Origin of the sequence: Micromonospora sp. DT63 (assembly GCF_049841615.1) — a bacterium.
GTDB lineage: Bacteria > Actinomycetota > Actinomycetes > Mycobacteriales > Micromonosporaceae > Micromonospora.
The window spans coordinates 1-23,491 of the sequence record NZ_JBNCKQ010000010.1; the positions used below are offsets into that span (position 1 = coordinate 1).

A 23,491-nucleotide genomic window follows, 5' to 3' on the forward strand; every position below is an offset into this window, starting at 1 on the left:
CACGGGCGATTGGCGCAGTGGGAGCGCGCTTCCTTGACACGGAAGAGGTCACTGGTTCAAACCCAGTATCGCCCACCAGCTGTGGACGTACGACTGAGGCCCGCTACCGGACAACCGGTAGCGGGCCTCAGTCGTACTGGGCCGTCCTACTCGCCCGCGCGGAGCACCTCGCTCAGCCGGTCGCGTCGCCGCAGCGCCGACTCGACAGGTACGACCGTCGCGGCGGCCACGAGCAGCGCCACGCTCACCAGAGCGAGCAGCCACCACGGCAGGACCGCCCCCGGATCGGCGGCCTGGCCGGTGAGCAGCCGCAGGTCGAGCGGGCCGAGCGTCAGGCGTGCGAGCAGGGCCCCGAGCAGCGGGCCGCACACCGCGGCGACCACTACCGGCGGTAGCACCTCTCCGGCGGCGACCCAGCGGGCGTCGCGGTGCCGCAGGCCGAGGGTCCGCAGCCGGGTCAGGGTCTGCCACCGCTCCGCCGCGCCCGCGGCGGCGGCGAGCGTGAGGCCGAGCAGCCCCAGCGCCAGCAGCATCGCGGCGGCCGTCCACGCCAGCCGGAGGAGCCCTGCGGTCAGCGGCGCCACCCGCTGCGCCCGCAGGACGTCCGCGCGCAGTACGACGTCGGCGGCGACGCCGCTGTTCGACACGGCCCGCGCCGCGCCGGGGCCGGTCACCCAGACGGTGTTCGGGACGGCGGGCAGCCCGGCGCTCGCGAGGGCCGCGGCGTCCACGATGACGACGTCACCGGCGCCACCGACGGAGGGCGCGGTGCCGACGGCGGTGAGACGGATCGCCGGGGCATCGTCCCGGGGGAGCTGCAACCGCGTACCGGCCCGCAGCTCACCGTCGCTCGACCGGACCAGCGCCGGGACGTCCCCGGGGCCGGGTGTCCGGAGCCGGGCCAGGTCCGGCGCGTCGGGCAGCGGGGTGGTGGCCAGCAGGCGCTGGAACGCCGCGGTGTCCACGATGACCAGGCGTGGGGTGAACAGCGTCGACTCGCTGAAGACGCGCGCCGAGTCGGTCACCTGCGCGACGACCACCTGCCCGACGCCCGGTGCGGCGGCGATGCGCTCGGCGACCGCAGGCGTGGCGGCCCCGGCCCCGGCCTCGGCGCCGACGTCGAGGCGGGCGTCGGCGCCGACGCTGCTCCACGCGCCGTCGGCCAGGCCCCGGCTGACCGTGGTGCCGAGGATGAACGCGAACGACGCGAGCGCCGTGGCGCTCACCAGAACCAGCAGCGGTAGCGCGCGCCCGGCGGTCGCGGCGGCCCGGGCGGCACCGAACACGGCCAGCGGGCGGCGCGAGCGCAGGGCCTGTCGAAGCGCGAACCGTGCCCCGAGGGGCAGCAGCCGGATCAGGACCAGCGCACCGACCAGCACGCCCAGCGCGGGGGCGCTGATCGGCAGGATGGTGTCGCCGGTCAGCTCGCCGGTGTCGCCGTCGGAGGCGACGGGCAGGAGCCCGCCCTGGTGCAGGGTGACGAACGCGGCGACCGCGGCGATCAGGACGGCCGCCTCCACGGCGGCGCGGCGCAGCTGGCCGGTCGCCCGGATCCAGCGCCGAGCGGCCGCGTTGGCGGGTTGACGCCTGTCGCGGCTGGCGCGCGCGGCGGCGAGGATGCCGAACGCCGGCCCGGCGACGGCACCGGCCAGGACAGCGGGAACGGCCCAGGCCCAGGAGACGCCCGGAGCCGCCGCGCGGGCGAGCGCGAGCCCGACGGCGGCGGCCGCGAGGGACACCACAGTGGACTCGATCGTCAGTTCCGCACCGAGGTCGGGTAGCGCCGCCCCACGCTGCCGGGCGGCGCTCAGCGCCGGGGTGCGGCGGCGGACCAGCAGGTCGGCGGCGAGCAGCAGGACCAGTACCGTGGCGGTCAGCACCCCGATGAGCAGGACGGCCGCCTGCGCGGACACGGCGCTGATCCGTCCGCGGACCTCGCGCAGGGTGACGTCGAGCCGCGACTCCCATTTCAGGGACTCGTCACGGGCGGCCGACGAGCCGGACGCTGCCTTGAGCTTGACCACCTGGCTGGCGAGCGTCGCTGTGGTGTCCCAGGTGAGCGCATCGGGGACGGGTGCGAAGTGGACGGTGCGCCGCAGTTCGTTCTCGCCGACGGCGAGCCGGGCGTCCGGCACCGACTCGCGTGACAGCAGGCCGGCGATCCGGGTGATCCCCACGCCGTCGGCGCCGGGCACCGGGTGCAGGAGCGCCGGGGCGAGTCGCCAGGCGGGGTCGGCGCTGTCCGCGGGTCGGTAGATTCCGCTGATCCGGACGTCCTTCTTGCGACCGTGGCCGTCCTTGACCGGAATCCGATCGCCGGGGCCGAGGTGGAGTTCTGTGGCGTCCGCCTCGGAGAGGCCGACCTGCACCGGCCAGGGCGGTCCCTGGTAGGGGGTCACGACGTATTCGTCGGTGACCGTGGGCCCGGGCGCGCTGCCGGCGATCCAGGTCACGTCCGGGCCGCCGCCATCGCCTGCCAGGTAGGTGAACTGGAAGGTACGTGGCGCGTTGCCCTCGGTGACGGTGAGGATCGGGCCGCTGGCGACGGCGATGGGCGAAAGCAGCACGGCGTCCAGGTCGGGCCCGAGCGCGGAGGTCGCCCGGTCCCGGAAATTGTCGATGTCATCGGCGAGGTGGGCGGTTCGGACCCGCCCGCCGGTCGGGCCGTCGTCGCGTTCCCAGTCGGCGCCTACGAGGACGTTCGAGTCCTGGCCGGAGCGGCGGACCGCGTCCTGGACGGCCTTGTCGGCGGCGGCGCGGAGCAGCCCCGGCACGGCCCCGGCGAGCAGCGCGACGGCAGCGATGACGGCGGCGGTGAGCAGCAGCGGTCCGGCGTCGGTCCGGCCACGGCCGCGGACGCTGGGCCAGTGCGGCGCCGGCCACCGGCGGGTCAGCCAGCGGTTCACGGCGCCACCCGCAGGTGCGCGGCGTCGGCCCGGCGGACCTGGACGGTGACCACGACGGCGACTGCCAGCAGGCATCCGGCGAGCAGTACGGCGAGCAGCGCGGTCTCGGCAGGCCACGGCCACTGCGGCTGGGCGGCCGGGATGGGCGCGGCGCCGGTGTCGGAGCGCACGAGCAGGGGGGCGACGACGCGGGTGGCGAGCGCGCCGACGGCCGCGCCCGCCGCGAGCAGGGGCAGCAGCACGCCGACGTGCTGGCCGAGCAGCACGGCCCGGATGCCGCGCCGGGACATCCCGAGGCCGCGCAGCCGCGCCACCTCGACGGCGCGGGCCTGCAGATCGCAGGTGACGTGCAGGACGACGCCGGCGAGCAGCAGCAGGGCCGCGGCCGGGACGATGAGCCGCAGCGCGGCGGGCAGCCCGGCGCGCAGCGGGCCGCCGGTGAGGCGGGCGGTCTCCGCCTCGCGGTTCGTGACGGTGCCCAGGTGCAGGGCTGTGGCCCGTTCGGCGGCGTCGGGACCGGCGGGGTGGCCCACCCACCAGGCGTCGACCGGGAACGTCAGGTCGCCGGTGACGGCGCGTGCGCGGGACAGCGTGTCCAGGTCGGCAAGGACGGCGACGGCACCGGGGGCGGAGGGCACGGTCGGCACGACCTCGGCCACGACGATGGGGACGGGCGTGGTGCCGACGGTGACGCTGAGGGTGCTGCCGCTGGCGACACCCACCTCGCTGGCGAAGCGGGCGGACACGGCGACGGGCACCGGCCCGGGGTCCGCGAAGGCGGTGGCGACGAGGGTCCGGGCGGCGTCGTCGGCGCTGTCGAGGTCTACTGTCGCGGCCATCCGCAGCGCGGTTCCGGTAGGCGCGGGAGACAGTTGGACGGTCAGGTCGCGCATCCTGCTCGGAACCGGCGGCGCGGAGGTGGCGGTCCAGTCCGACCCGTCGGTGGGCCGCTCCGGCGAGCCCGCGGGCGGCACGGTGAGCGTGACCGCTATGGCGACGGGTCCGGTGATGGCCACGGGTTCGTCGCCCACGTCGGTGGTGACCGGCAGGGCGACCGCGACGAGACGCAGCCCGTCAGCTGTCGCGCAGGCGGGGAGCCGAAACTCCCGGCCGTCGAGCGGTATGGCAGGACCGGTGCAGGACGTGCGCAGTCCGGTGGCGTCCTGCAGCAGCAGCCGCGGCGTCACGGCGAGCGAGGCGCCGCCGGCCGCCGTCCCGCTCAGGACGAGCGGGGCGCCGGCCGCGACGGCGAGGCCGGTGACCCGGGTACGTGGTGCCAGGGTGGCACCGACGTCCGCCCATCCGCGGTCGCTGTCCACCGGCCCGCGCAGCAGCGCGTCGGCGCGGGTGGTGTCGACGGCTACCAGGCGTGGCGCGTCGCCGGCGGTGCCGAGCCACTGGCCGACGGCGGTGCCACGGTTGAGGACCGGACTCACCGCCCCGGCGGTGGCCGCGCTGACGACCGCGCCGTCTCCGGGCACCGGCGTCGTACCGAGGGTGAGTGCCAGGTCGGTGCCGACGGAGAGCGCGGCCTGGTCGCGCTGCGACTGGTGGCAGGTGGCGTCGAAGGCGAGGCCGAACGTTCCGGCCGCGCAGGCCAGCCCGACGAGCAGCCCGGCGGCGACCGCCTGGGGCCGGCGGGCGCTCTCGGACACCGCCAGCGGGAGGGCCAACCCACGGGCGCGGTACGCCAGCCGGTCGGCGCCGCGCAGGGCGGGCAGTACCACCCGCAGCGCCAGGGCGGCGCCGGCGGTGAGCAGCAGCGCCGGCGCGAGCATCCGGACCGCGTCGGCGCGTGGACTGGCGACGGTGGGCTGCGCGTGCAGCTGCCACCATCCGGCGACGGCGAACACCGCGAGCATCAGGTCGGCGCCGGATCGGGCCAGCAGTTCGCGGCGGGTACGCCGGTCGCCGGGTGCCGGCACGGGCCGGATCGCCAGGACGGTGAGCACGGCGGTGAGCACCAGCGCGCCGCCGGCCACCGCGAGGACCTGCGCGCCGGTGATGGCCGGCCGGACGGTCAGCCCGGCATCGTCCAGCGGCGAGAGGTGGGTCAGGCCGGCGTGCAGGGCCGACGAGGCAGGTATGGCGAGCGCCGTGGCGACGGCGGCGACGAGCCCTGCCTCCAGTGTCGCGGTGGCCGCGAGTTGGCCACGGCTGGCGCCCAGGGCTGACCGCAGGGCTGTCTCGTCCGCGCGGATGCCCGCGGTGAGCCGGCCGGCGAGGACGAGTGCCGTCGCGGCCAGGACCCCGCCGAGGACGGCGATGGCGAGCACGACGGCGGCTGTCGCGCGCCGTTGGTCGTCGGCGTTCCCCAGGGTCAGCGCCAGGTCGGAGGAGACACGGGCGAGCGTGACCCGGTCGCCGAGGGTGCCGGCCAGCCGGCGGTCGGCGCTGCGGACGGCCCCGGCCATGGTTTCGAGGTCGCGACGGTGGGGGTGGGACAGGTCCGGATGGGCGGTGATTTCCATCCGGTCGACGGTGGCCCCGGTGGTGAGCAGGTCGGCGAGGTCGACGAGGAACGGCCCGTAGGCGTTGACGGGTTGCAGGAAGCGGCCGTCCCGGTAGCCGGTGGCGGAGCCGGCCGCGGCGAGCGGGTCGCGGTCCCAGCCGCGACCGGGCAGCGGGCGTACGACGCCGACGACTGTCACGTCGATGGCCGGGACGGGCGGGTGGGCCAGCTCGGCGCCGAGGCGCACCCGGCTGCCGGGGGTGAGGTGCAGGAGCCCGGCTGTGGATTCCAGCAGCACCGCGTCGCCGGGGTGCTGTGGCCAGTGCCCGGTGATCAGCTCGGCTCGGGCCGGCAGGTCGTCCAGCCCCGACAGGTACGCCTGGGGCGGGACCGTGGTGCCCGGGGCGAGCGCGGGCGGCAGCGCCCGCAGCACCGTCGACGCCCGCGCGGTGGTCGTCACCGGGAACGGTGCGAGCGCGGAGGTCACCACGGTACGGGTGTCGGCGGCGACGGACCGCGTGTCCCGACCCTCCACGGCTCCGGTGTAGACGGTCACGTCGACGGCGGAGGGGGCGGCGCGGGCCACGGCGACCTCCAGCGCCCGCTCGGCGGTGTGGGTGACCAGCAGGGTGCAGGTGCCCAGCAGTGTCGCGCCGATCGTGACGACCCCGAGGAGGGCCGCCAGCAACTGCCACTGCGCGCGGGCACGCCGGCTGACCAGCCTCAGCATCGTCGCGTTACCTGGCGTCCGGCACGGGCGCGTACGGCTGCCCGGTCGCCTGTTCGTCGAGGTGTCCGTCGTGGATGCGGATCACTCGGTCGGCCAACGCCATCATCACCGCGTCGTGCGTCGACACCAGCACTGTGACGCCTTCGGATTCCGCTATCCCGCGCAGCAGGGCCATCACCGACAGACCTGTCTCGGCATCCAGTTGCCCGGTGGGCTCGTCGGCGAGCAGCAGCCGGGGCGAGGCGGCCAACGCGCGGGCGATCGCTACCCGCTGCTGCTGGCCGCCGGACAGCTCGGTCGGCCGCTGCCGGGCGTGATCGGCCAGGCCGACCAGATCCAGCAGCAACTCCACCCGCCGCTCGCGCTCGGCCGGGGCGGCGCGGGCCAGCCGCAGGGGGGCGGCGACGTTCTCCGCGGCCGACAGCACCGGGATCAGTCCGAAGCTCTGAAAGACGTACGACACCTTCTCGCGCCGCAGCCGGGACAGGCCGTCCTCGTCGAGCGCGCTGATGTCGGCGCCGTCGACGTGCACGGAGCCGGCGTCCGGGCGGTCCAGGCCGCCGATGACGTTGAGCAGTGTGGTCTTGCCCGAGCCGGACCGGCCGACGAGCGCCACCATGGAACCGGCGGCCACGTCGAACGACACCCCGCGCAGGGCGTGGACGACCGTCGGGCCGGTGCGGAAGCGTCGGTGTACGTCGCGCACGCGCAGCAGCGGCTCGCCGCTCATTCGCTGCTTCCCGCGTCGGGACGGATCGTGATGTGGTCGGGTTCCAGGGCCAGCCGGACCCGTCGGGTCAGCGCCAGCGCCTGGCGGAACTCGCGGGGCACCTGGACCCGCCCGGCCCGGTCCATCACGGCGTACTCCTCGGCGATCACGTGGGTGTCGCCCTCCGCGTCGGTGGTGGTGCGACGCAGCACCTCGCTGCTGGTGCGCCCGTCCCGGATCGCGATGGTCCGTTCGACCTGGCCGCTGACCTCCGGGTCGTGGGTCACCACGACAACTGTGACGCCGTAGCGCCTGTTGACGTCCCGCAGCACGCCGAAGACCTCCGCTGACGTGGCGGCGTCCAGTTCGCCGGTCGGTTCGTCGGCGAGCAGGACCCGCGGCTGGTTGGCCAGCGCCACAGCTATCGCCACCCGCATCTGCTGCCCTCCGGAGAGTTGCCCGGGGCGCCGGTCCGCGCAGTCGGCGACTCCGAGGCTGTCCAGCAGTTCGGCCGCGCGCTCCCGGCGCTCCTTCTTCGCGGTCCGGGCCGCCGTCATCGGCAGGTCCACCATCTCCCGTGCCGTCAGGTAGGGGATCAGGTTGCTCGCCGTCTGCTGCCGTACGAACCCGACGGTGTGCCGGCGGTAGTTCACCCGGTCCGCGCGGGACATCGCCAGCAGGTTCCACTTCTCGACCCGGACGCGCCCGGCGGTGGGGGCGTCGATGCCGGCCAGGATGGAGAGCAGCGTCGACTTGCCCGACCCGGAGGCGCCGACGACGGCGACCAGCTCACCACTCTGCACGGCCAGGTCCAGGCCCTGTAGCGCCTGCACCTCGATCGAACCGGTCTGGTAGATCCGCACCAGGTTCTCGCAGACGATGAGCGCGTCCCGGCCGAACTCGGGCGTACGCGCGGATGGTTGCGGCAGGGACAGCGGTGTGCTGGACATTGCGAGCAGTTTCGCAATCCGCGGCTCCGTTGACCATGCCCCGGGGCGGCTTTTCTGCGTTCCGGGTGAGCATCTGCTCCGGGAACGTGTCAGCGAGCGGGCGGCCCGGTCAGAAGATCAGCAGCCGGACCTCGGCCACCGGCCGGAAACCGAGGCGGCGGTAGACCGCCTCGGCAATGGGTGACGAGGTGAGCGGGCGCCGATGTCGGCTATGCCGTTGCGGAGAGCAGTGCCTCGGCGAGGTCGGTGCGGGCGCTGAGCAGGCTCCGGCCCCGCCGGTGGGTCACCACCAGACCGGCCGCGCGCAACGCGGTGAGGTGCTGGGAGACGCCGCCGGGTGACATCCCGCTGCGACGGGCCAGCTCGGTGGTGCTCGCCGGCCCGATCAGTTCGGTGAGCAGCCGGGCCCGCCCGCGGCCGAGCACCACGGCCAGCGCGTCCGGGACGCCGGTGGGCCGCTCCCAGAGGGTGCCCAGCCCACTGGCGGGGTAGGCGAGCTGCGGCGCGTCCCCGGCGGACACGCTCAGCACCGACGGCCAGACGAAGACCGACGGGACCAGCACCAGGCCCGGGCCGTCCGCGACGTCCGGGGCCAGGCAGTGCCGCTGCGCGACGACAAGCGTGTCGCCCTCCCACCGGACCTGCCGGTGCAGATCGTTGAGGAGCACCGCAGCGCCGTCCTCGGCGAGCAGCCGGGCGCGTGCGGTGACATCGGCGTCGAGCAGCAGCCGCAGTCGCGGCCAGTGCGGGGCCAGGGCGATCCGCCAGTACGCCTCGATCTCCTCGCTGAGGCGGCGCAGCCCAGCCGGCGGGTCGACGTACAGGGCGGCCAGCGCCGGCGTCCGGTCGCCCGGATACAGGTCCAGGTGGGCGCGGACGACGCTGGCCGGGGTGGCCCGCAGGGCGGTCAGTTCGGCGGCCAGATCGGGGTTGAGGTTGGCCGGCGGAGGGGTGAGGAAGTCGGCCAGGTAGCCGGGCGGGGTCGGCACGAGCTGCCAGAGCAGCCCACCGTCCGCCTCGATCAGACCCGCCTCGACCAGCTGTCGACGTACCCGGCGTACCCAGGGCAGGTGGACCGCGTGGTCTCCGGGGTCGCGCAGCACGCGGACGCTCGCGACGACTTCCCACAGGCAGGAGACGGCGAACCGGATGCGGGCGACGGCGCCCGCCGACATGCTGATGGCGACCACGGCACCCCCCGGTGGTTTCAGCTGGCGCTAAAACATTACCGGCGGTCGCGGGGCCGGCCGAGACTTGCCGCGTGAGCGAACACCACACCCGAGCCGAACTGTTCCGATCCCTGCACACCCCCGGGTCACCGCTGGTCCTGGTCAACGCCTGGGATGCCGCGAGCGCCCGCGTCGTTGCCGCCGCCGGCGCCCGCGCGGTGGCCACCACCAGCGCCGGCGTCGCCTGGAGTCTCGGGGCGTCCGACGGAGACATCCTCGGCCGCGACGCGGCCGTCGACCTGGTCCGCCGGATCACCGCCTCGGTGTCGCTGCCGGTCACCGCGGACATCGAGTCCGGGTACGGGACGACACCGGCGGAGGTCGGCGTGACCACCCGGGCCGTGCTCGACGCCGGTGTCGTCGGCGTGAACATCGAGGACGCCCGACGCGAGGGCGGCCCACCACTGCGCGACGTGCCCGACCAGTGCGCCCGGATCGGCGCGGTGCGCGGCGCGGCCGACGCCGCGGGTCTGCCGCTGTTCGTCAACGCCCGGATCGACACGTTCCTCAGTGGCGCCGGGGACGTCGCCGAGACCCTGGACCGGGCCACCGCCTATCTCGCCGCCGGCGCGGACGGCATCTTCGTGCCCGGGGTGGTCGACCCGGCGACCATCGGCGCGCTGGTGCGGGCGGTGCCGGCGCCGCTGAACGTGCTCTCCGGGCCGGGTGCGCCGCCGGTGGGGGACCTGGCCCGGCTCGGTGTGGCCCGGGTGAGCCTCGGCTCGTCGATCGCGCAGGCCGCGTACACGGTTGCCCGCCGGGCGGCGGACGAGGCCCTCGGTGCGGGCACGTACGACGCGCTGGCGGACGCCCTCGACTACGGCACGCTCAACGCCCTCATGCGGTGAACGGGGCGGGCAGCGTCAGGTGTCTCCCGTGGCGCGGGGGGCACGGACAACGCCGGGCCGGCCGCCTCTGTCGAGGTGGCCGGCCCGGATGTTCCGCTAATTCCGTCAGTGGTCGCCGGTGTCGTGTCACAGCGGCGGGGCGATGTCCCGCCGCTCCTCGACCCGGCGGTACTCGACCGGCTCCTCGACCCGGCGGTACTCCACCGGCTGCTCGGTGGCCACGGGAACCGCCTGGCGACGGCGACCCCAGATCAGCGTGGTCATGATCAGGCCGAGCACGCCGGCGCCCATCAGGATCCAGCCGACCACGTCGAGGTCGATGCCGCCGACGCTCGCGTCGAGCGCGAAGGTGAGGATCGCGCCGAGCGCGATCAGGAAGATGCTGGTGCCGATACCCACGACAGCCTCCTTAGGGGGTGTGGTGCGCTGTCGAGGTCCCTCAGTACCCCGGCGGCGACCAGCGCAATCGTCGCCGCCCAGGGTCGTGCGTCCGCCGATCTTGGCATCGGGTAGAGTTTGCCGCGTCGCCGACGTTCGTCGGGGACGTGCGGACGTAGCGCAGCTGGTAGCGCATCACCTTGCCAAGGTGAGGGTCGCGGGTTCGAATCCCGTCGTCCGCTCGCGATTCGCCTCGACGGGCTTGCGTTCCCGGGTCGGGCGGAAACCACGGGCGATTGGCGCAGTGGGAGCGCGCTTCCTTGACACGGAAGAGGTCACTGGTTCAAACCCAGTATCGCCCACCAGTAAACAACGGCTCGTCATCGCATCCTCGATGACGAGCCGTTGTTGCCGTGGTGACACCACCAGGACCCCGATGCCCGGCAGACCGCGACAATCCGGTTGTGACGCCGGTGGGTCGTTGCGAGACTCGGTCCCGTGCCTGAGTCAGACCGCTTCCGCGCCGCCGTACGCGTCTGGGCGGCCGGCGGTCCGGACGCCGCGACCGCCGCCGACACGGCCCGGGAGTCGGCGGCCGGCCTGCGTACCGTCGTGCTCGTCGAGGGGGTCAGCGACCAGCGCGCGGTGGAGGCGCTGGCCGAACGACGGCACCGCGATCTGGCCGCCGAGGGGGTGTGCGTGGTGCCGCTCGGAGGCGCGATGAGCGTCGGTCGGTACCTGCGGCTCTTCGGCGCGCAGGGCCTCGCCGTGACCGTGCGGGGGCTGTGTGACGAGGCCGAGGAGGGCTTCTTCCGGCGTGGCCTGGAGCAGGCGGGTTTCGGTGCCGGCCTGAGCCGGTCGGCGATGGAGGCGCTCGGCTTCGGTGTGTGCGTGACAGACCTGGAGGACGAGCTGATCCGCGCGCTCGGCAGCGACGGCGTCGAGCGGGTCATCGCCGAGCAGGGCGACCTGGCCCGGTTGCGGGTGTTCCAGAACCAGCCCGCCCAGCGTGGGCGCTCGGTCGAGCGGCAACTGAGGCGCTTCCTCGGGACGATGAGTGGCCGCAAGGCCCGCTACGCGGGGGCGCTCGTGCGCGCTCTCGACCCGGGCGCCGTGCCCCGCCCGCTGGACCTGCTGCTCGCCGGTTGACCGGCCCGAGCCCGGTAGCCGGCCCGAGCCCGGTAGCCGGCCCGAGCCCGGTAGCCGGCCCGAGCCCGGTAGCCGGCCCGAGCCCGGTTGACCGGCCCGAGCTCGGGTGCCGGCCCGATCCGGCCGCGCCTGGACGTCGGGGCGGGGTTCTGCCGAGGGCAGATCCGCTCGCGGTGAACAGGAACGCCACGCGACGCAGCCACCCGGCAGGGTGGAGCACATGAGATTGCTGGTGTTGGGCGGTACGGGTTTCGTGGGCGGGGCGACTGTCGCCGAGGCTGTGCGCCGGGGCTGGTCGGTGACGGTGTTCAACCGGGGGATGCACGGGGCGGTCCCGCCGGGCGTACACCGATTGCGGGGTGACCGGAGCGCGCCGGACGGGCTGGCGGCGCTCGCGGACGGCGAGTGGGATCTGGTGGTCGACACCTGGGACGGCGCTCCGCGCGCCGCGCGCGACGCTGCCCGTGCCCTGGTCGACTCCGTCGGGCACTACACCTACGTGTCCAGCGGCTCGGTGTACGCCGACCCGGTGGTGCCCGGCTCGGACGAGACCGCGCCGGTGGCCGACGCCGACCCGGACGCTGTCGACGGCGACTACCAGCACCTCAAGGCGGGGGCGGAGCGGGCGGTGCGGGAGGTCTTCGGTGACCGCGCGCTGATCGCCCGGGCCGGGTTGATCCTCGGGCCGGGGGAGGACATCGGCCGGCTGCCCTGGTGGCTGAGCCGCATGGCGCGGGGCGGCGACGTGCTCGCCCCCGGCCCGGCCGAGCTGCCGATCCAGTGCATCGATGTGCGCGACCTGGCCGGCTGGATGCTGGACCAGGGCGCCCGACGGCGGGGCGGGACGTTCAACGCGGTCAGCCTTCCCGGGCACTCCACAATGGGTGAGCTGCTCGACGAGTGCGTGGCCGTCACCGGTTCCGGCGCCCGGCTGCGCTGGACCGACCCCGAGTCCATCCTCGCCGCCGGGGTGGAGCCGTGGAACGAGCTGCCGATCTGGTTGCCGCTCGGGCATCCGTACCGCTGGCTGCTGGAGCGGGACACCAGCCGGGCCCACGCGGCGGGGTTGACCTGCCGGCCGGTGGCCGAGACGGTGGCGGACACGTGGCGGTGGCTGCGGGAGGTGGGCACGGTCCCGCCGCGCGCCGGCAGGCCCGGCCGCGGTTCGGTCGGCCTGGACCCGGCCCGGGAGGCCGCGCTGCTCGCCGCCACCGAGCCGGCGGCGAGCTGACCGGCGGTCGCCGGCTCATTTATGTGAAGCGATCGACGGCCATTGTCCGGTGACGGCGGGTGCGGCCGCAGTGATCATTGCGGGCTAGTACCCCATTTGTTATCACGGGCGGTAGCGGACATAGACAAACCTCTTAGCCAGTCCTACAGTTCGGCCGACTAGTTCTCATCAGCACGGGGGAAACGTGATGACCACTGGCCGCTGGCTGCTGCCTGCCCACCTCAAGAGACGCTCCCTACTCGTCGTCGCAAGCGCGGTCGCGCTTGTCGGCACATCCGTCGCGGTGCCCGCGCAGGCCGCACCGGCCGCGGCGCCGAAGCCGTCGACAGGCATCTCCGAGGCGGCCGACTCCGTCTCGGCCTCCGCCGCCGCCCGCCGCTCCGGTGAGCGGGTGGAGGTCGCGTCGGCGCGCACCGAACTGACGCAGGTGTTCGCCAACCCGTCCGGGGGCTTCACGGCAGAACTGGCGGTCGTGCCGCAGCAGGTCAAGCGCCCCGACGGCTCGTGGGCGGTCGTCGACCTCGCGCTCCGTCGGGGTGCGGACGGCTGGCGGCCGACGGCGTCGGTAGCGGACGTGCGGTTCTCCGACGGTGGTGATGCCGCCGCGGTGGTCCTGTCCCGCAACGGCCGGTCGTTCTCCCTGTCCTGGCCGGGTGGTCTACCCCGTCCCTCGGTGTCCGGTGACTCGGCCACCTACGCGGACGTGCTGCCCGGCACGGACCTGGTGCTGCGGGCCACCCGGACCGGGTTCACCCACGTCCTCGTGGTCAAGACTCCGGAGGCGGCGGCGAACCCGCGTCTGCGGGAACTCCGCTTCGACCTGGGCGGCGACGCCCGGGTGGTGCGGGGTCGGGACGGTCGTCTGTCGGCCCTCGCCGGCGATGAGGTTCTCGCCGCCGCCGACAGCGCCGTCATGTGGGACTCCCGCGCCGGTGTCGCGCCGTCGGGCCAGCGATCGGCGACGGCCTCGGCCGGGGACGCCACGTCCGCGGGTGGGTCGTCGTCCGACCTCTCGTCGTCGGCGGCGCCGGGTGACGGAGCGCGCGTCGCGGCCGTCAACGTCGGCGTCGACGGCGGTGACCTGGTCCTGCGCCCGGACGCCGCGCTGCTGGCGCCGGCCGGCGCCACCTTCCCGGTCTACATCGACCCGGCCTGGTCCACCGGCAAGTCGCGGTGGGCGTACTCGACGAACAACAACAGCAACAACACGGACACCTCGGTGGCCCGGGTCGGTCGTGACCCGGAGTCCGGCAAGCTGTACCGGTCCTACTTCGACTTCCCGTTGACCAGCGTGCGGGGCAAGCACATCGAGTCCGCGTACGTGCAGATGAAGCTGGACCACTCCTGGTCGTGCGGCAACACGCCGACCTACATGTACCACTCGGGCGGCATCGCCTCGACCCCGCGTACCAACTGGGCGCCGAAGCTGATCGGCCTGAAGTCCTCGGTCAGCTCACACGCCAACGAGGGCTCGGGATGCTCCGACTCGCCGCAGCCGGACATGACCGTCAACTTCCAGGGGTCCGCGGTGACCAGCGTGATCCAGTCCTCCGCGACGAGCAACGCCACCAACATCACCTTCGGCTTCTGCGCGTGCAGCGCCACTGACGGGTCGGGCGAGTCCACCACCGACCGGTGGAAGAAGTTCTTCCCCGGCAACGCCAAGCTGGTGGTCGACTTCGACGCCATCCCGGGCAAGCCGACCAATCTGCAGGCCGCCGGTGTCGCCTGCCCGGTCAACACGACGCTCGTCATCGGCACCCTGAAGCCGACGTTCTCCGCGATCTTCCCGGACGCCGACAGCACCCAGGCGCTGTCGACCGGGTACGAGTGGGTCCAGGTGCCCAGCAACGGCGTGATCGATGCGTCGACCCCGCGCCGGTCGGCTCCCGCCGGGGCATCCGTCCCCGCCGGAGGCCGATCGACGACTGCCGCCGTGACCGCCAGCGAAGGTGTGACGTACGCGTTCCGCGCCAAGGCCACCGACCCTGCCCCGTACAGCCGGACCAGCGTCTGGTCGGACTGGTGCAAGTTCATGGCGGACACCAAGGTCCCGCCGGTGACCGCGACGCTGACCTCCGGGACAGCGATGCCGGGCAGCACGGCGACCTTCGTGATCAGGTCCACCGACACCACTGTGACGAAATTCCGGTACGGCTGGGTCGACCCGCCCGTCACCGAGATCGCGGCGAGCAGCGGCACGTGGACGGATCCGCCGAACCCCACTGTCAACGTGAAGCAGGCGACGGTGTCGCTCGTGGTGCCCAAGTACGGATTGAACACTCTCTTCGTGTCGGCGACCGACGGCGCCGGCAATGTCGGCCACGGTTCGCGGGAGTTCACCGCGCTTCGGCCGGCGCCCGCGGCGGCCCGCTGGGGTCTGGAGACCTACCCCGGTGTCACGGCGTCGGAGGCGCTCGATGACCGGCAGCAGTCGCCGCCCTCCGGCAGGACCCCGCTGTCCTCGGGCAGCGTCTCCTGGACCGGTGACCTGCGGCTGATCCGTGGCGAGACCGCCTCGTTCAACGGCACCTCGTCCAACCTGGCCACCTCCGGACCGGTGGTGGACACCACGAAGTCGTTCAGCGTCGCGGGTTGGGTGCGCCTCGGGGCGCTTCCCACCACGGCGGACATGGCGGTCGCCGCCCAGGCCGGCACCAGCACCGTCGGGCTCCAGCTGGGCACCCGGCTGGAGGGTTCCCCGGCGACGCCGCGCTGGTCGTTCATGATGAAGGACAGCGACCTGCAGACCAGTTCCACCCGTGCAGCGGTCAGCTCCGCCCTGACAACTGCTGACGTCGGACGGTGGACGCACCTCGCCGGTGTCTACGACAAGACCGCCGGGAAGATCCGGCTCTACGTCAACGGCACACTCACCGCCGAGACGGATCGGACCGCGACCGCGTGGAGCGCCGGCGGCCCGTTCAGCCTCGGGCGGGGCTGGGCCTCGGGTGCCCCGGTGAACTGGCTGAAGGGCAACCTGGCCGACGTGCAGGTGTACGACCGTGTCCTGGTCGACCACGACTTCACCGGTCAGCTCGCCGAAGATCCGGATTCCGGGGGCTTCGACGAGCCGGGAATGCTGTCGGCGATCAAGGTGGGTGACTGGGGCTTCGGCAACGGCATGGCGTGTTACGTGGAGTCGACGGACCCCACCCTGTGCAGCGCGCCGGAGGACGGCCAGTTCGGCCGCAGGCTGGCCCTGACTGCCGGCGCCGACTTCGGCTCCCTCTCCGATGACAAGTTCCTCTCGCTGGACCGGCAGGGCATCGACGACCCAGCCCAGGAGACCGTGGAGTACGGGCGCTCGCAGGACAATCTCGCCGAGCCGCAGAACCCAATCTGGCAGGACGGCCGGGTGCTGCGGACGGACCAGTCCTTCTCGGTGTCCGTCTGGGTGCGACCCGACGCGCAGGCACTGGGCACCATGACCGCCGTCAGTCAGGCCGGCACCAAGCAGTCGGCGTTCTACCTCGGCCAGCGCGCCATCGCGGTCGGCACCACCACCGAGTACCGGTGGTGTGTCAGCGTCTTCGGCGTCGACTCCGATGTCACCACGGGTCAGACCGCGGCGGTTCCGATGGCGTCGAGGGCCCTGACGGAGGACGACTGGGCTCGGTGGACGCATCTGGTCGCTGTCTATGACGCGTCCCGACGCGAGATCCGGCTGTATGTCAACGGGAAGCAGGAGGGCATCAAGAGTTTCAGCACCGGCACCTTCACCGGTGCTTTCGACGCGACCGGTCCGCTCGTTGTCGGTGCCGCCCGTTTCACTCCGTCGGGAAGTACGCCGCGGTGGTCCGACCTCTGGCGGGGCGACATCGACAAGCTCGGCCTCTACCAGGGCGCGCTTACCGACGTGGCGGTCAAGACGCTCTTCGACGCGGAGTCGCCGGCGTCGGTGGAAGCACCCGAGGACTGACCGCACTCCGGCCCCTGACCCAACCCCGCACGTCGACCTCGTCCGTGGAGGCATGGTGACCCCCTACCCAAAAACTCGTCGTCAAACTCTGCATATGCCGCATAACGTCGGCAAGGCCCTCCTGGCCGGACTGCTCAGCACCGCCTTGGTGATCATGGGAGCGTCGGTTCCGGCGCAGGCCGCGCCGGGCGGCCCCAAGCCCGGGGCCGGCCAACGAGAGAAGCTCGACAAGGACGGCGGCCCGGCGGTCGGTCGTGCCCGGACGACGAAGGCCGTACCGAACGCCAAGCCTGCCGCGCCCGTGTGGCCCGGCCCGGGCAGTGCGACGGTGACCCTTCCGACGGACGGCGCGGCAGGTCAGCGCCGCTCCTCGTCCTCGGCGGTGCCCGCTGGTGCCCTGCCGGTGTCGGTCCAGCGGGCGACCGGCCCCGCAGGCGCCCGGACCTCGGCGGTCTCCGTTCAACTGCTGGACCGCGCGGCCGTGCCGGCCCGGTGGCGCGACGGACTGATGTTGCGGATCGGCGACGCCGGTCAGGCCGCCGCCCGGTCAACGACACCCGCTCAGCCCGGCGCGGCCACCGTCTCGGTGGACTACCGCGGTTTTCGGGACGCCTTCGGTGGCGACTGGGCATCCCGGCTGCGGCTGTGGCAGGTCCCGGAGTGCGCACTGCGCGACCCGCAGCGGGCCGAGTGCGCGGCCAAGCCCCTGATCTCCACGAACGACGGCGCCTCGGTGACCGCCGACGTGCCGGTGGCCGCCGACAGCGCGGCGGCGCGGACCGCCGGGCAGGCCGGGACGCTCGTCGCGCTCGCCGCGGGCAGCTCGGGTCCGGAGGGTGACTTCTCCGCGACCCCGATGGCGGCCAGCGCCACCTGGTCGGCGGGCACGTCGACCGGCGGCTTCTCCTGGTCGTACCCCATGCGGATGCCGCCGGGCATCGGCGGCCCGGCACCGAGCCTCGGCCTCTCCTACAGCTCGGACGCGGTCGACGGCCAGTCCGACGCGTCGAACAGCCAGCCGTCGTGGGTCGGTGAGGGCTTCAGCCTCTGGTCCGGCTACATCGAGCGCAGCTACGTGCCGTGCGCCGACGACATGAGCGGCGGCAACAACAGCTCCAACCGCACCGGGGACCAGTGTTGGCGCTCCGACAACGCGACGATGTCGCTGAACGGTCGGGGTGGCGAACTGATCTTCGAGGCCGGCAAGGGCTGGCACAGCCGCAACGAGGACGGCACGAAGATCGAGAAGTTGACCGGCACCGCCAACGGTGACGACGACGGTGAGTACTGGAAGGCGACCACGCCCGACGGCACGCAGTACTTCTTCGGCCGCAACACGCTGCCCGGCCAGAGCGCCACCACCGAGTCCGCCTGGACCGTCCCGGTCGCCGGCAACCACGCGAACGAACCGTGCAACGGCTCCTCGTTCGCCTCGTCGTTCTGCAATCAGACCTGGCGGTGGAACCTCGACTACGTCGTCGACCCGCGCGGCAACACCCTGTCGTACTGGTACGAGAAGGAATCCAACTACTACGCCAAGCTCGCCACCTCCACCAACAAGGCGTCCTACGTCCGCGGCGGATCGCTGCGGCGGATCGACTACGGCACCTGGGACCGCAGTTCCACCGACCGCTCGGTCAAGCCCCTGGCCCAGGTCGTCCTCGACGTCGCGGACCGCTGCGTGACCGACTGCTCGAACCGGGGCAACTGGAAGGACGTCCCCTGGGACCAGGAGTGCACGTCGGCCGCGGCGGACTGCAAGGAGAACTACGGTCCGACGTTCTGGACGACCAAGCGGCTCTCGACGGTCACCACGCGCGTCTGGGACACCACGAAGACCACGCCGGACTGGCAGCCGGTGGACTCGTGGACGCTTACGCACTCCTACCCGCCGGTCGGTGACGGCAGCGATCACGCGGGCATGTGGCTGACCTCGCTGGTGCACAGGGGCCTGGTCGGGGGCACCGTCGTCATACCACCGGTGACCTTTGAGCCGGTGTCGATGCCGAACCGGGTGTTGACCAAGAACAACACCAGCAACAACCGGATGCGCATCGGCAACATCTTCACCGAGACCGGAGGGCAGATCCAGGTCACGTACAGCCAGGCCGACTGCAAGAGCAACAGCCTTCCGTCGTCCCCGTCGTCCAACACGCGCCTCTGCTACCCGGTGGTCGGCCCCGACCCGTACCTGCCCGGCACGGAGCTCACCGAGTACTGGCACAAGTACGTCGTCACGCAGGTGTCCGAGTCCGACATCAAGGTGATGGCCGGCGGCACCGACCACGGCCAGCCGGTGCAGAACACCTACTACACCTATCTGGGCGCTCCCGCCTGGCACTACGCCGATGACAACGGGCTGGTGCAGCCGAAGCGCAAGACCTGGAACCAGTTCCGCGGCTTCGGTCAGGTGGAGGTCCGAAAGGGTGACGCGCCGGCCCAGACGCTGACGCGTACGACGTTCCTGCGCGGCATGCACGGTGACCGGGCGGCGCCGTCCGGCGGCACCCGTAGCGTCACCGTCGGCGCCTCGCTCGGCAGCGAGACCGTGTACGACGAGGACCAGTTCGCCGGGATGGTCCGTGAGCAGGTCGTCTACAACGGCGTCGAGAACAAGCCGGTCAGCAAGACGGTCAACGTGCCCTGGCGATCGAAGGCGCTCGCGACCCGCACCATCAACAAGGACGTGGTCTCCGCCCACTACACGAACACCCGGGTCACCTACGAGGCGGTGGCGTTGGGAGTCAACGGGGCATCCGGCTGGCGGACCGGACGTACGGTGACGGACTTCGACGACGACTACGGCAGCACGAAGTCGGTCCAGTCCGATGGCGACGTCGGCAAGACCGGTGACGAGACGTGCACGACCTACCTCTACAACCGCAACACCGGCGCGAACCTGCTCGAGACGGTCAAGCAGATCACCGTCAAGGCCCTGCCGTGTGCCACCGCGCCGACCAGCCAGGACGACATCGTCGCGGACGAGCGGAAGTTCTACGACGGCGCGACGAGCGTCGACGCCGCGCCGACCCGGGGTGAGGTCACCCGGATCGACCGGCTGGGGGACTGGTCCGCCGCCGGCGGCACCGTCTGGCAGACCATCAGCCAGGCCACCTTCGACGCCTACGGGCGTCCGGCGACCGCCACCGATGCCCGTGGCCGCACGGTGAAGACGGTGTACACCCCCGCGACCGGTGGACCCGTCACGAGCGTGACCACCCGGACGCCGGACCCGAACGGCGGCACCGTCGACTGGGAGAACACCATCGAGGTACGCCCCTACTGGGGTCAGCCCATCCGCACCAGGGACTACAACGGCAAGCAGGCCGACCTGGTGTACGACCCGATGGGTCGGCTCGCCAAGGGCTGGAAGGTCGGCTGGCCGCAGGCGGATCACCCGAACAGCCCGTCGGTCGAGTACACGTACTACTACGCGCCCAACCGGGACGCCTACCCGTACACGAAGAGCCGGGTTCTCAACGCCGGCGGCGGGTACCTGACGTCGTACGAGATCAAGGACGCCTTCCTGCGGCCCCGCCAGACGCAGGCCGCCGGGGTGGGCGGCGGCCGGGTCGTCACCGACACCCTCTACGACGCGACCGGCCGGGCCGTGACCTCCTACCAGGCCCACGCCGAGCCGGGCACGCCCGACGGCGCGCTCTGGTGGGAGCCGGAGTGGTCGGTGCCGGCGTTGTCCAAGGCGCTCTACGACAACGCCTCTCGCCCCACCGACCAGATGTTCTTCGGCACCGACGGTGTCACCAACCTGGTCGAGAAGTGGCGGACCAGGACCGAGTACCTCGGCGACGCCACGAAGGTGACCCCGCCGACGGGTGGCACCGTCACCACCACCACTACCGATGTGCAGGGCCGCACGGTGGAGCTGCGGCAGCAGACCGACCGGACGCAGGTCACGCCGGACCACGTCACGACCTACGCCTACAACCGCAAGGGTCAGCTCACCCTCGTCAAGGACACCGCCGGGAACGAGTGGGTCAACACGTACGACGTCAAGGGTCGCCAGACGAGCGCGAAGGACCCGGACAAGGGCGTCACCACGACCACCTTCACCCAGTACGACCAGGTGGAGACGGTCACCGACGCCAACGGTGTGCTCGTCAACGAGTACGACTCGTCGGGGCGGCGCAAGGGTCTCTACGCCGGCAGCGTGAGCGCCGCCAACAAGCTGGCCGAGTGGAAGTACGACAAGCTCTACACCGGTCAGGTGGTTCGCGGGCAGCTCACCGAGACCATCCGTTACGAGTCGGCCGGGTCCTCGAACGCCTACAAGTGGCAGGTGCGCGGCTTCAGTGACCGCTACCAGCCCACCGGCACCAACTACGTCATCCCGACCAACGAGGTGGCGAGTCTCGCCGGTACCTGGACCTACGGCTACGAGTACTCGCCCTACGACGGCAGTCCGACGGCTGTCACCTATCCGGCCGGCGGTGGTCTGACCACCGAGAAGGTGCAGACCACGTACGACTCGACGACCGGCCTGCCCACCGAGCTGACCACGAACCTGATCAACGTGGGTCGGTACGTGATCGGCCAGCAGTACACCCAGTACGGCGAGCCGACGCTCACCACCCGCAAGACCGACGGCGGCGTGTACGTCGAGGACAACACCTACTACGACCTCACGACCCGGCGCGTCGACCGGGTGACGGTCACGCCGGAGACCGCCGCCGGCACGGTGGTCGACACCGACTACGAACACGATGCCGCCGGCAACATCCTCTGGATCAAGGACACCCCGCAGGTCGGCGCCGCGGACACCCAGTGCTTCCGCTACGACGACCTGCGCCGGATGACGAACGCGTGGACGCCCAAGGCGGGTGTCGACTGCAAGACGGCTCCGAGCACGGCCAACCTGGGTGGACCGGCGCCCTACTGGCACGAGTGGACCGTCGACGCGGTCGGCAACCGCAGCACGGAGAAGGTGCACACGGCGGCGGGGGACACCACCCGTACCTACACGTCGCCGGCGAGCGGCAAGAACGCCGTACGGCCGCACTCGGTCACCTCGGTTCTCACCGAGGCGCCCGGTCAGGCCGCAGTCACCACCCAGTACGCCTACGACAACGTCGGCAACATGACCTGCCGGCCGGCGGCCGCCACGGCGAACAACTGCGCCAACGGGACCAACTCGCAGACGCTGAAGTGGAACACCGAGGGCAAGCTCGCCTCGGTGAGCGCCGGCGGGCAGACCGTCGAGACCAACATCTACGACGCCGAGGGCGCGCGTCTGATCCGTCGCGACGCCACCGGAAGCACGCTCTACCTGCCGGGCCAGGAGATCCGGCGCGACAACAACTCCGTCGTCACCGGCACCCGCTACTACAGCTTCGCCGGCAGGATGGTCGCCAACCGTACGCCGAGCGCCCTGACCTGGCTCTACTCGGACCATCAGGGCACCCAGCAGACCGGCGTCAACGCGGCGTCCCAGGCGGTCACCGTCCGCCGGCAGACACCGTACGGTGACCCGCGCGGCACCCAGCCGCAGTGGACGAACAGCAAGGGCTTCGTCGGAGGCGACAAGGATCCGACGGGTCTGACCAACGTCGGAGCCCGCCAGTACGACGCCGGTATCGGACGGTTCATCTCCGTCGACCCGGTGCAGGACCTCGCCGACCCGCAGCAGTGGAACGCGTACGCCTACAGCAACAACAACCCGATCACGTTCTCCGACCCGAGCGGCCTGCGGGCCTGCTCCGACGACGCCTGCGGTCCGGGCGCCGACTACGAGGACATGTACGGCAACTACGTCGAGGTCAAGGGCGACAACGACGGTTGCGGTGGTAGCTGCGGCGACGACGACTGGGCCGAAGCCCGCGCCGCGCACGAGGCCGGTGGCGGCAACGGCGGCGGCAGCAAGGGCGGCAAGGGCGGCGGCAAGAACGGTGGCCCCACCGACGAGGAGATCAAGCGGGCCAAGGAGGTCAAGAAGCAGAACGCCATCTCGATCATCATCCAGGCCGGCGGTGAGCTGCTGCTCGACTTCTTCGGCATCAACGACATCCTGGACTGCATCCACGGCGATCTGATGGCCTGTGCCTTCACCCTCGCCGGCATGCTGCCCGTGGGTAAGGCCCTCCAGTTCCTGCGCAAGGCCAAACCGATGGCCAAGACGATCACCAAGGCCGGCAGGGCGCTGTTGAAGTGGACCCAGGAGACGAAGTGGGCCGACGACGTCCTCAAGGCGGCCGAGAGCTGCCTGACGAAACGGCACAGTTTCGCGCCGGGGACGAAGGTGGTGCTGGCCAACGGCGGCTACAAGGCCATCGAGGAGTTGCGCGAGGGTGACCTGGTCCTCGCCACCGACCCGGAGACCGGGAGGACCGAGGCTCGCGAGGTCACCAGGACACACCGCAACGAGGACGCGGACCTGACGGATCTGACGGTCAAGGCCGACGGCGCCGAGGCGACGGTCATCAAGACCACCCAGCACCACCCGTTCTGGAGCGAGGACCGCAAGGACTGGATCGACGCGGCCGACGTCCAGGTCGGTGAGGCGCTGCGCGCGCTCGGCGGCACGGCGATCACGGTCCAGGCCGTGCGCTCGTACGCCGGACTGGAGGCGATGCACGACCTCACGGTCGCCGACATCCACACGTACTACGTGGTGGCCGGTGCCACGCCAGTCCTCGTGCACAACTGCGGCGTGGGACGGGATCTCCTGGGCAATGATGCCGACCACATCCTTGAGGGGCATGCGTGGCCGGGGTTGCCGGGGAAGTCTGCCTTCCCCAAGGAGTGGAGCGACGATGAGGTCCTGGACGCCGTCGCAGATGTGCTCACCGACCCGCAGAGTACGCGCAGCTGGAAGACCGGGTCCGCCCATTACGCTGAGAAGACCCTCCGTACGAGGAAGGGTGATCCCGCCGTTCAGGAGATAATCGGGGAGGTGCGAGGAGTGGTGATCGAGGTCCGTTTCGAACCACTTACCGGTAAGGTCCTCACCGCCTTCCCGAGATGATGAGGGCA

11 protein-coding genes and 3 tRNA genes are annotated in these 23,491 nt (G+C 72.3%); 8 read left to right on the forward strand and 6 right to left on the reverse strand.

All coding sequences use genetic code 11. The annotated features are described in order from the left end of the window. The first annotated feature begins 3 nt into the window (after window positions 1-3). Window positions 4-78, forward strand: a tRNA-Val gene (locus tag ACLQ27_RS28315). Window positions 79-146: 68 nt separating this feature from the next. On the opposite strand, the gene ACLQ27_RS28320 is transcribed toward ACLQ27_RS28315, so the two are convergent. The 5 genes from ACLQ27_RS28320 to ACLQ27_RS28340 all read right to left on the reverse strand — a co-directional run bounded on the left by ACLQ27_RS28320 (window position 147) and on the right by ACLQ27_RS28340 (window position 8,937). Beyond that, window positions 147-2,906 (reverse strand): FtsX-like permease family protein, encoded by a 2,760-nt coding sequence (locus tag ACLQ27_RS28320; RefSeq protein ID WP_425869556.1) that lies wholly within the window; start codon window positions 2,904-2,906, stop codon window positions 147-149. Further along, entirely contained in the window at window positions 2,903-6,088 is a 3,186-nt protein-coding gene (locus tag ACLQ27_RS28325) for an FtsX-like permease family protein (protein ID WP_425869558.1), read from the reverse strand. The genes ACLQ27_RS28320 and ACLQ27_RS28325 overlap by 4 nt, the downstream gene beginning before the upstream one ends. Window positions 6,089-6,095: 7 nt before the next feature. Next, window positions 6,096-6,818 (reverse strand): ABC transporter ATP-binding protein, encoded by a 723-nt coding sequence (locus ACLQ27_RS28330; protein WP_357495654.1) that lies wholly within the window; start codon window positions 6,816-6,818, stop codon window positions 6,096-6,098. Next, window positions 6,815-7,747 carry an ABC transporter ATP-binding protein gene (locus ACLQ27_RS28335; RefSeq protein WP_425869561.1) on the reverse strand — a complete coding sequence of 311 codons (933 nt, stop codon included), beginning with the start codon at window positions 7,745-7,747 and terminating at the stop codon, window positions 6,815-6,817. The genes ACLQ27_RS28330 and ACLQ27_RS28335 overlap by 4 nt, the downstream gene beginning before the upstream one ends. 209 nt (window positions 7,748-7,956) lie before the next feature. Continuing rightward, window positions 7,957-8,937, reverse strand: a complete 981-nt coding sequence (locus tag ACLQ27_RS28340) for a DUF5937 family protein (RefSeq protein WP_425869563.1) — start codon at window positions 8,935-8,937, stop codon at window positions 7,957-7,959. Window positions 8,938-9,008: 71 nt separating this feature from the next. Here ACLQ27_RS28340 and ACLQ27_RS28345 point away from each other — a divergent pair, with 71 nt between their 5' ends. Next, window positions 9,009-9,824: an isocitrate lyase/PEP mutase family protein gene (locus ACLQ27_RS28345; protein ID WP_425869565.1), complete on the forward strand. Its 816-nt coding sequence runs from the start codon at window positions 9,009-9,011 to the stop codon at window positions 9,822-9,824. Between the two features lie 126 nt (window positions 9,825-9,950). On the opposite strand, the gene ACLQ27_RS28350 is transcribed toward ACLQ27_RS28345, so the two are convergent. Next, window positions 9,951-10,223, reverse strand: coding sequence for a DUF6458 family protein (locus ACLQ27_RS28350; RefSeq protein WP_234581604.1), 273 nt, complete (start codon window positions 10,221-10,223; stop codon window positions 9,951-9,953). Between the two features lie 148 nt (window positions 10,224-10,371). Between ACLQ27_RS28350 and ACLQ27_RS28355 the strand changes: the two genes are divergently transcribed. The 6 genes from ACLQ27_RS28355 to ACLQ27_RS28380 all read left to right on the forward strand — a co-directional run bounded on the left by ACLQ27_RS28355 (window position 10,372) and on the right by ACLQ27_RS28380 (window position 23,483). Further along, window positions 10,372-10,444, forward strand: a tRNA-Gly gene (locus ACLQ27_RS28355). Between the two features lie 48 nt (window positions 10,445-10,492). After that, window positions 10,493-10,567: transfer RNA gene (locus ACLQ27_RS28360), tRNA-Val, on the forward strand. A gap of 133 nt (window positions 10,568-10,700) precedes the next feature. Continuing rightward, a complete protein-coding gene (locus ACLQ27_RS28365) occupies window positions 10,701-11,351 on the forward strand; it encodes a TOPRIM nucleotidyl transferase/hydrolase domain-containing protein (RefSeq protein WP_425869567.1) in 651 nt (216 codons plus the stop codon). A 220-nt stretch (window positions 11,352-11,571) separates the two neighbouring features. Then, window positions 11,572-12,582 carry an NAD-dependent epimerase/dehydratase family protein gene (locus tag ACLQ27_RS28370; RefSeq protein ID WP_425869569.1) on the forward strand — a complete coding sequence of 337 codons (1,011 nt, stop codon included), beginning with the start codon at window positions 11,572-11,574 and terminating at the stop codon, window positions 12,580-12,582. Between the two features lie 187 nt (window positions 12,583-12,769). Beyond that, on the forward strand, window positions 12,770-16,504 hold the full coding sequence (locus tag ACLQ27_RS28375; protein WP_425869571.1) for a LamG domain-containing protein: 3,735 nt from the start codon (window positions 12,770-12,772) through the stop codon (window positions 16,502-16,504). Window positions 16,505-16,598: 94 nt separating this feature from the next. After that, on the forward strand, window positions 16,599-23,483 hold the full coding sequence (locus ACLQ27_RS28380; RefSeq protein WP_425869572.1) for a polymorphic toxin-type HINT domain-containing protein: 6,885 nt from the start codon (window positions 16,599-16,601) through the stop codon (window positions 23,481-23,483). The last annotated feature ends 8 nt before the right edge of the window (window positions 23,484-23,491 follow it).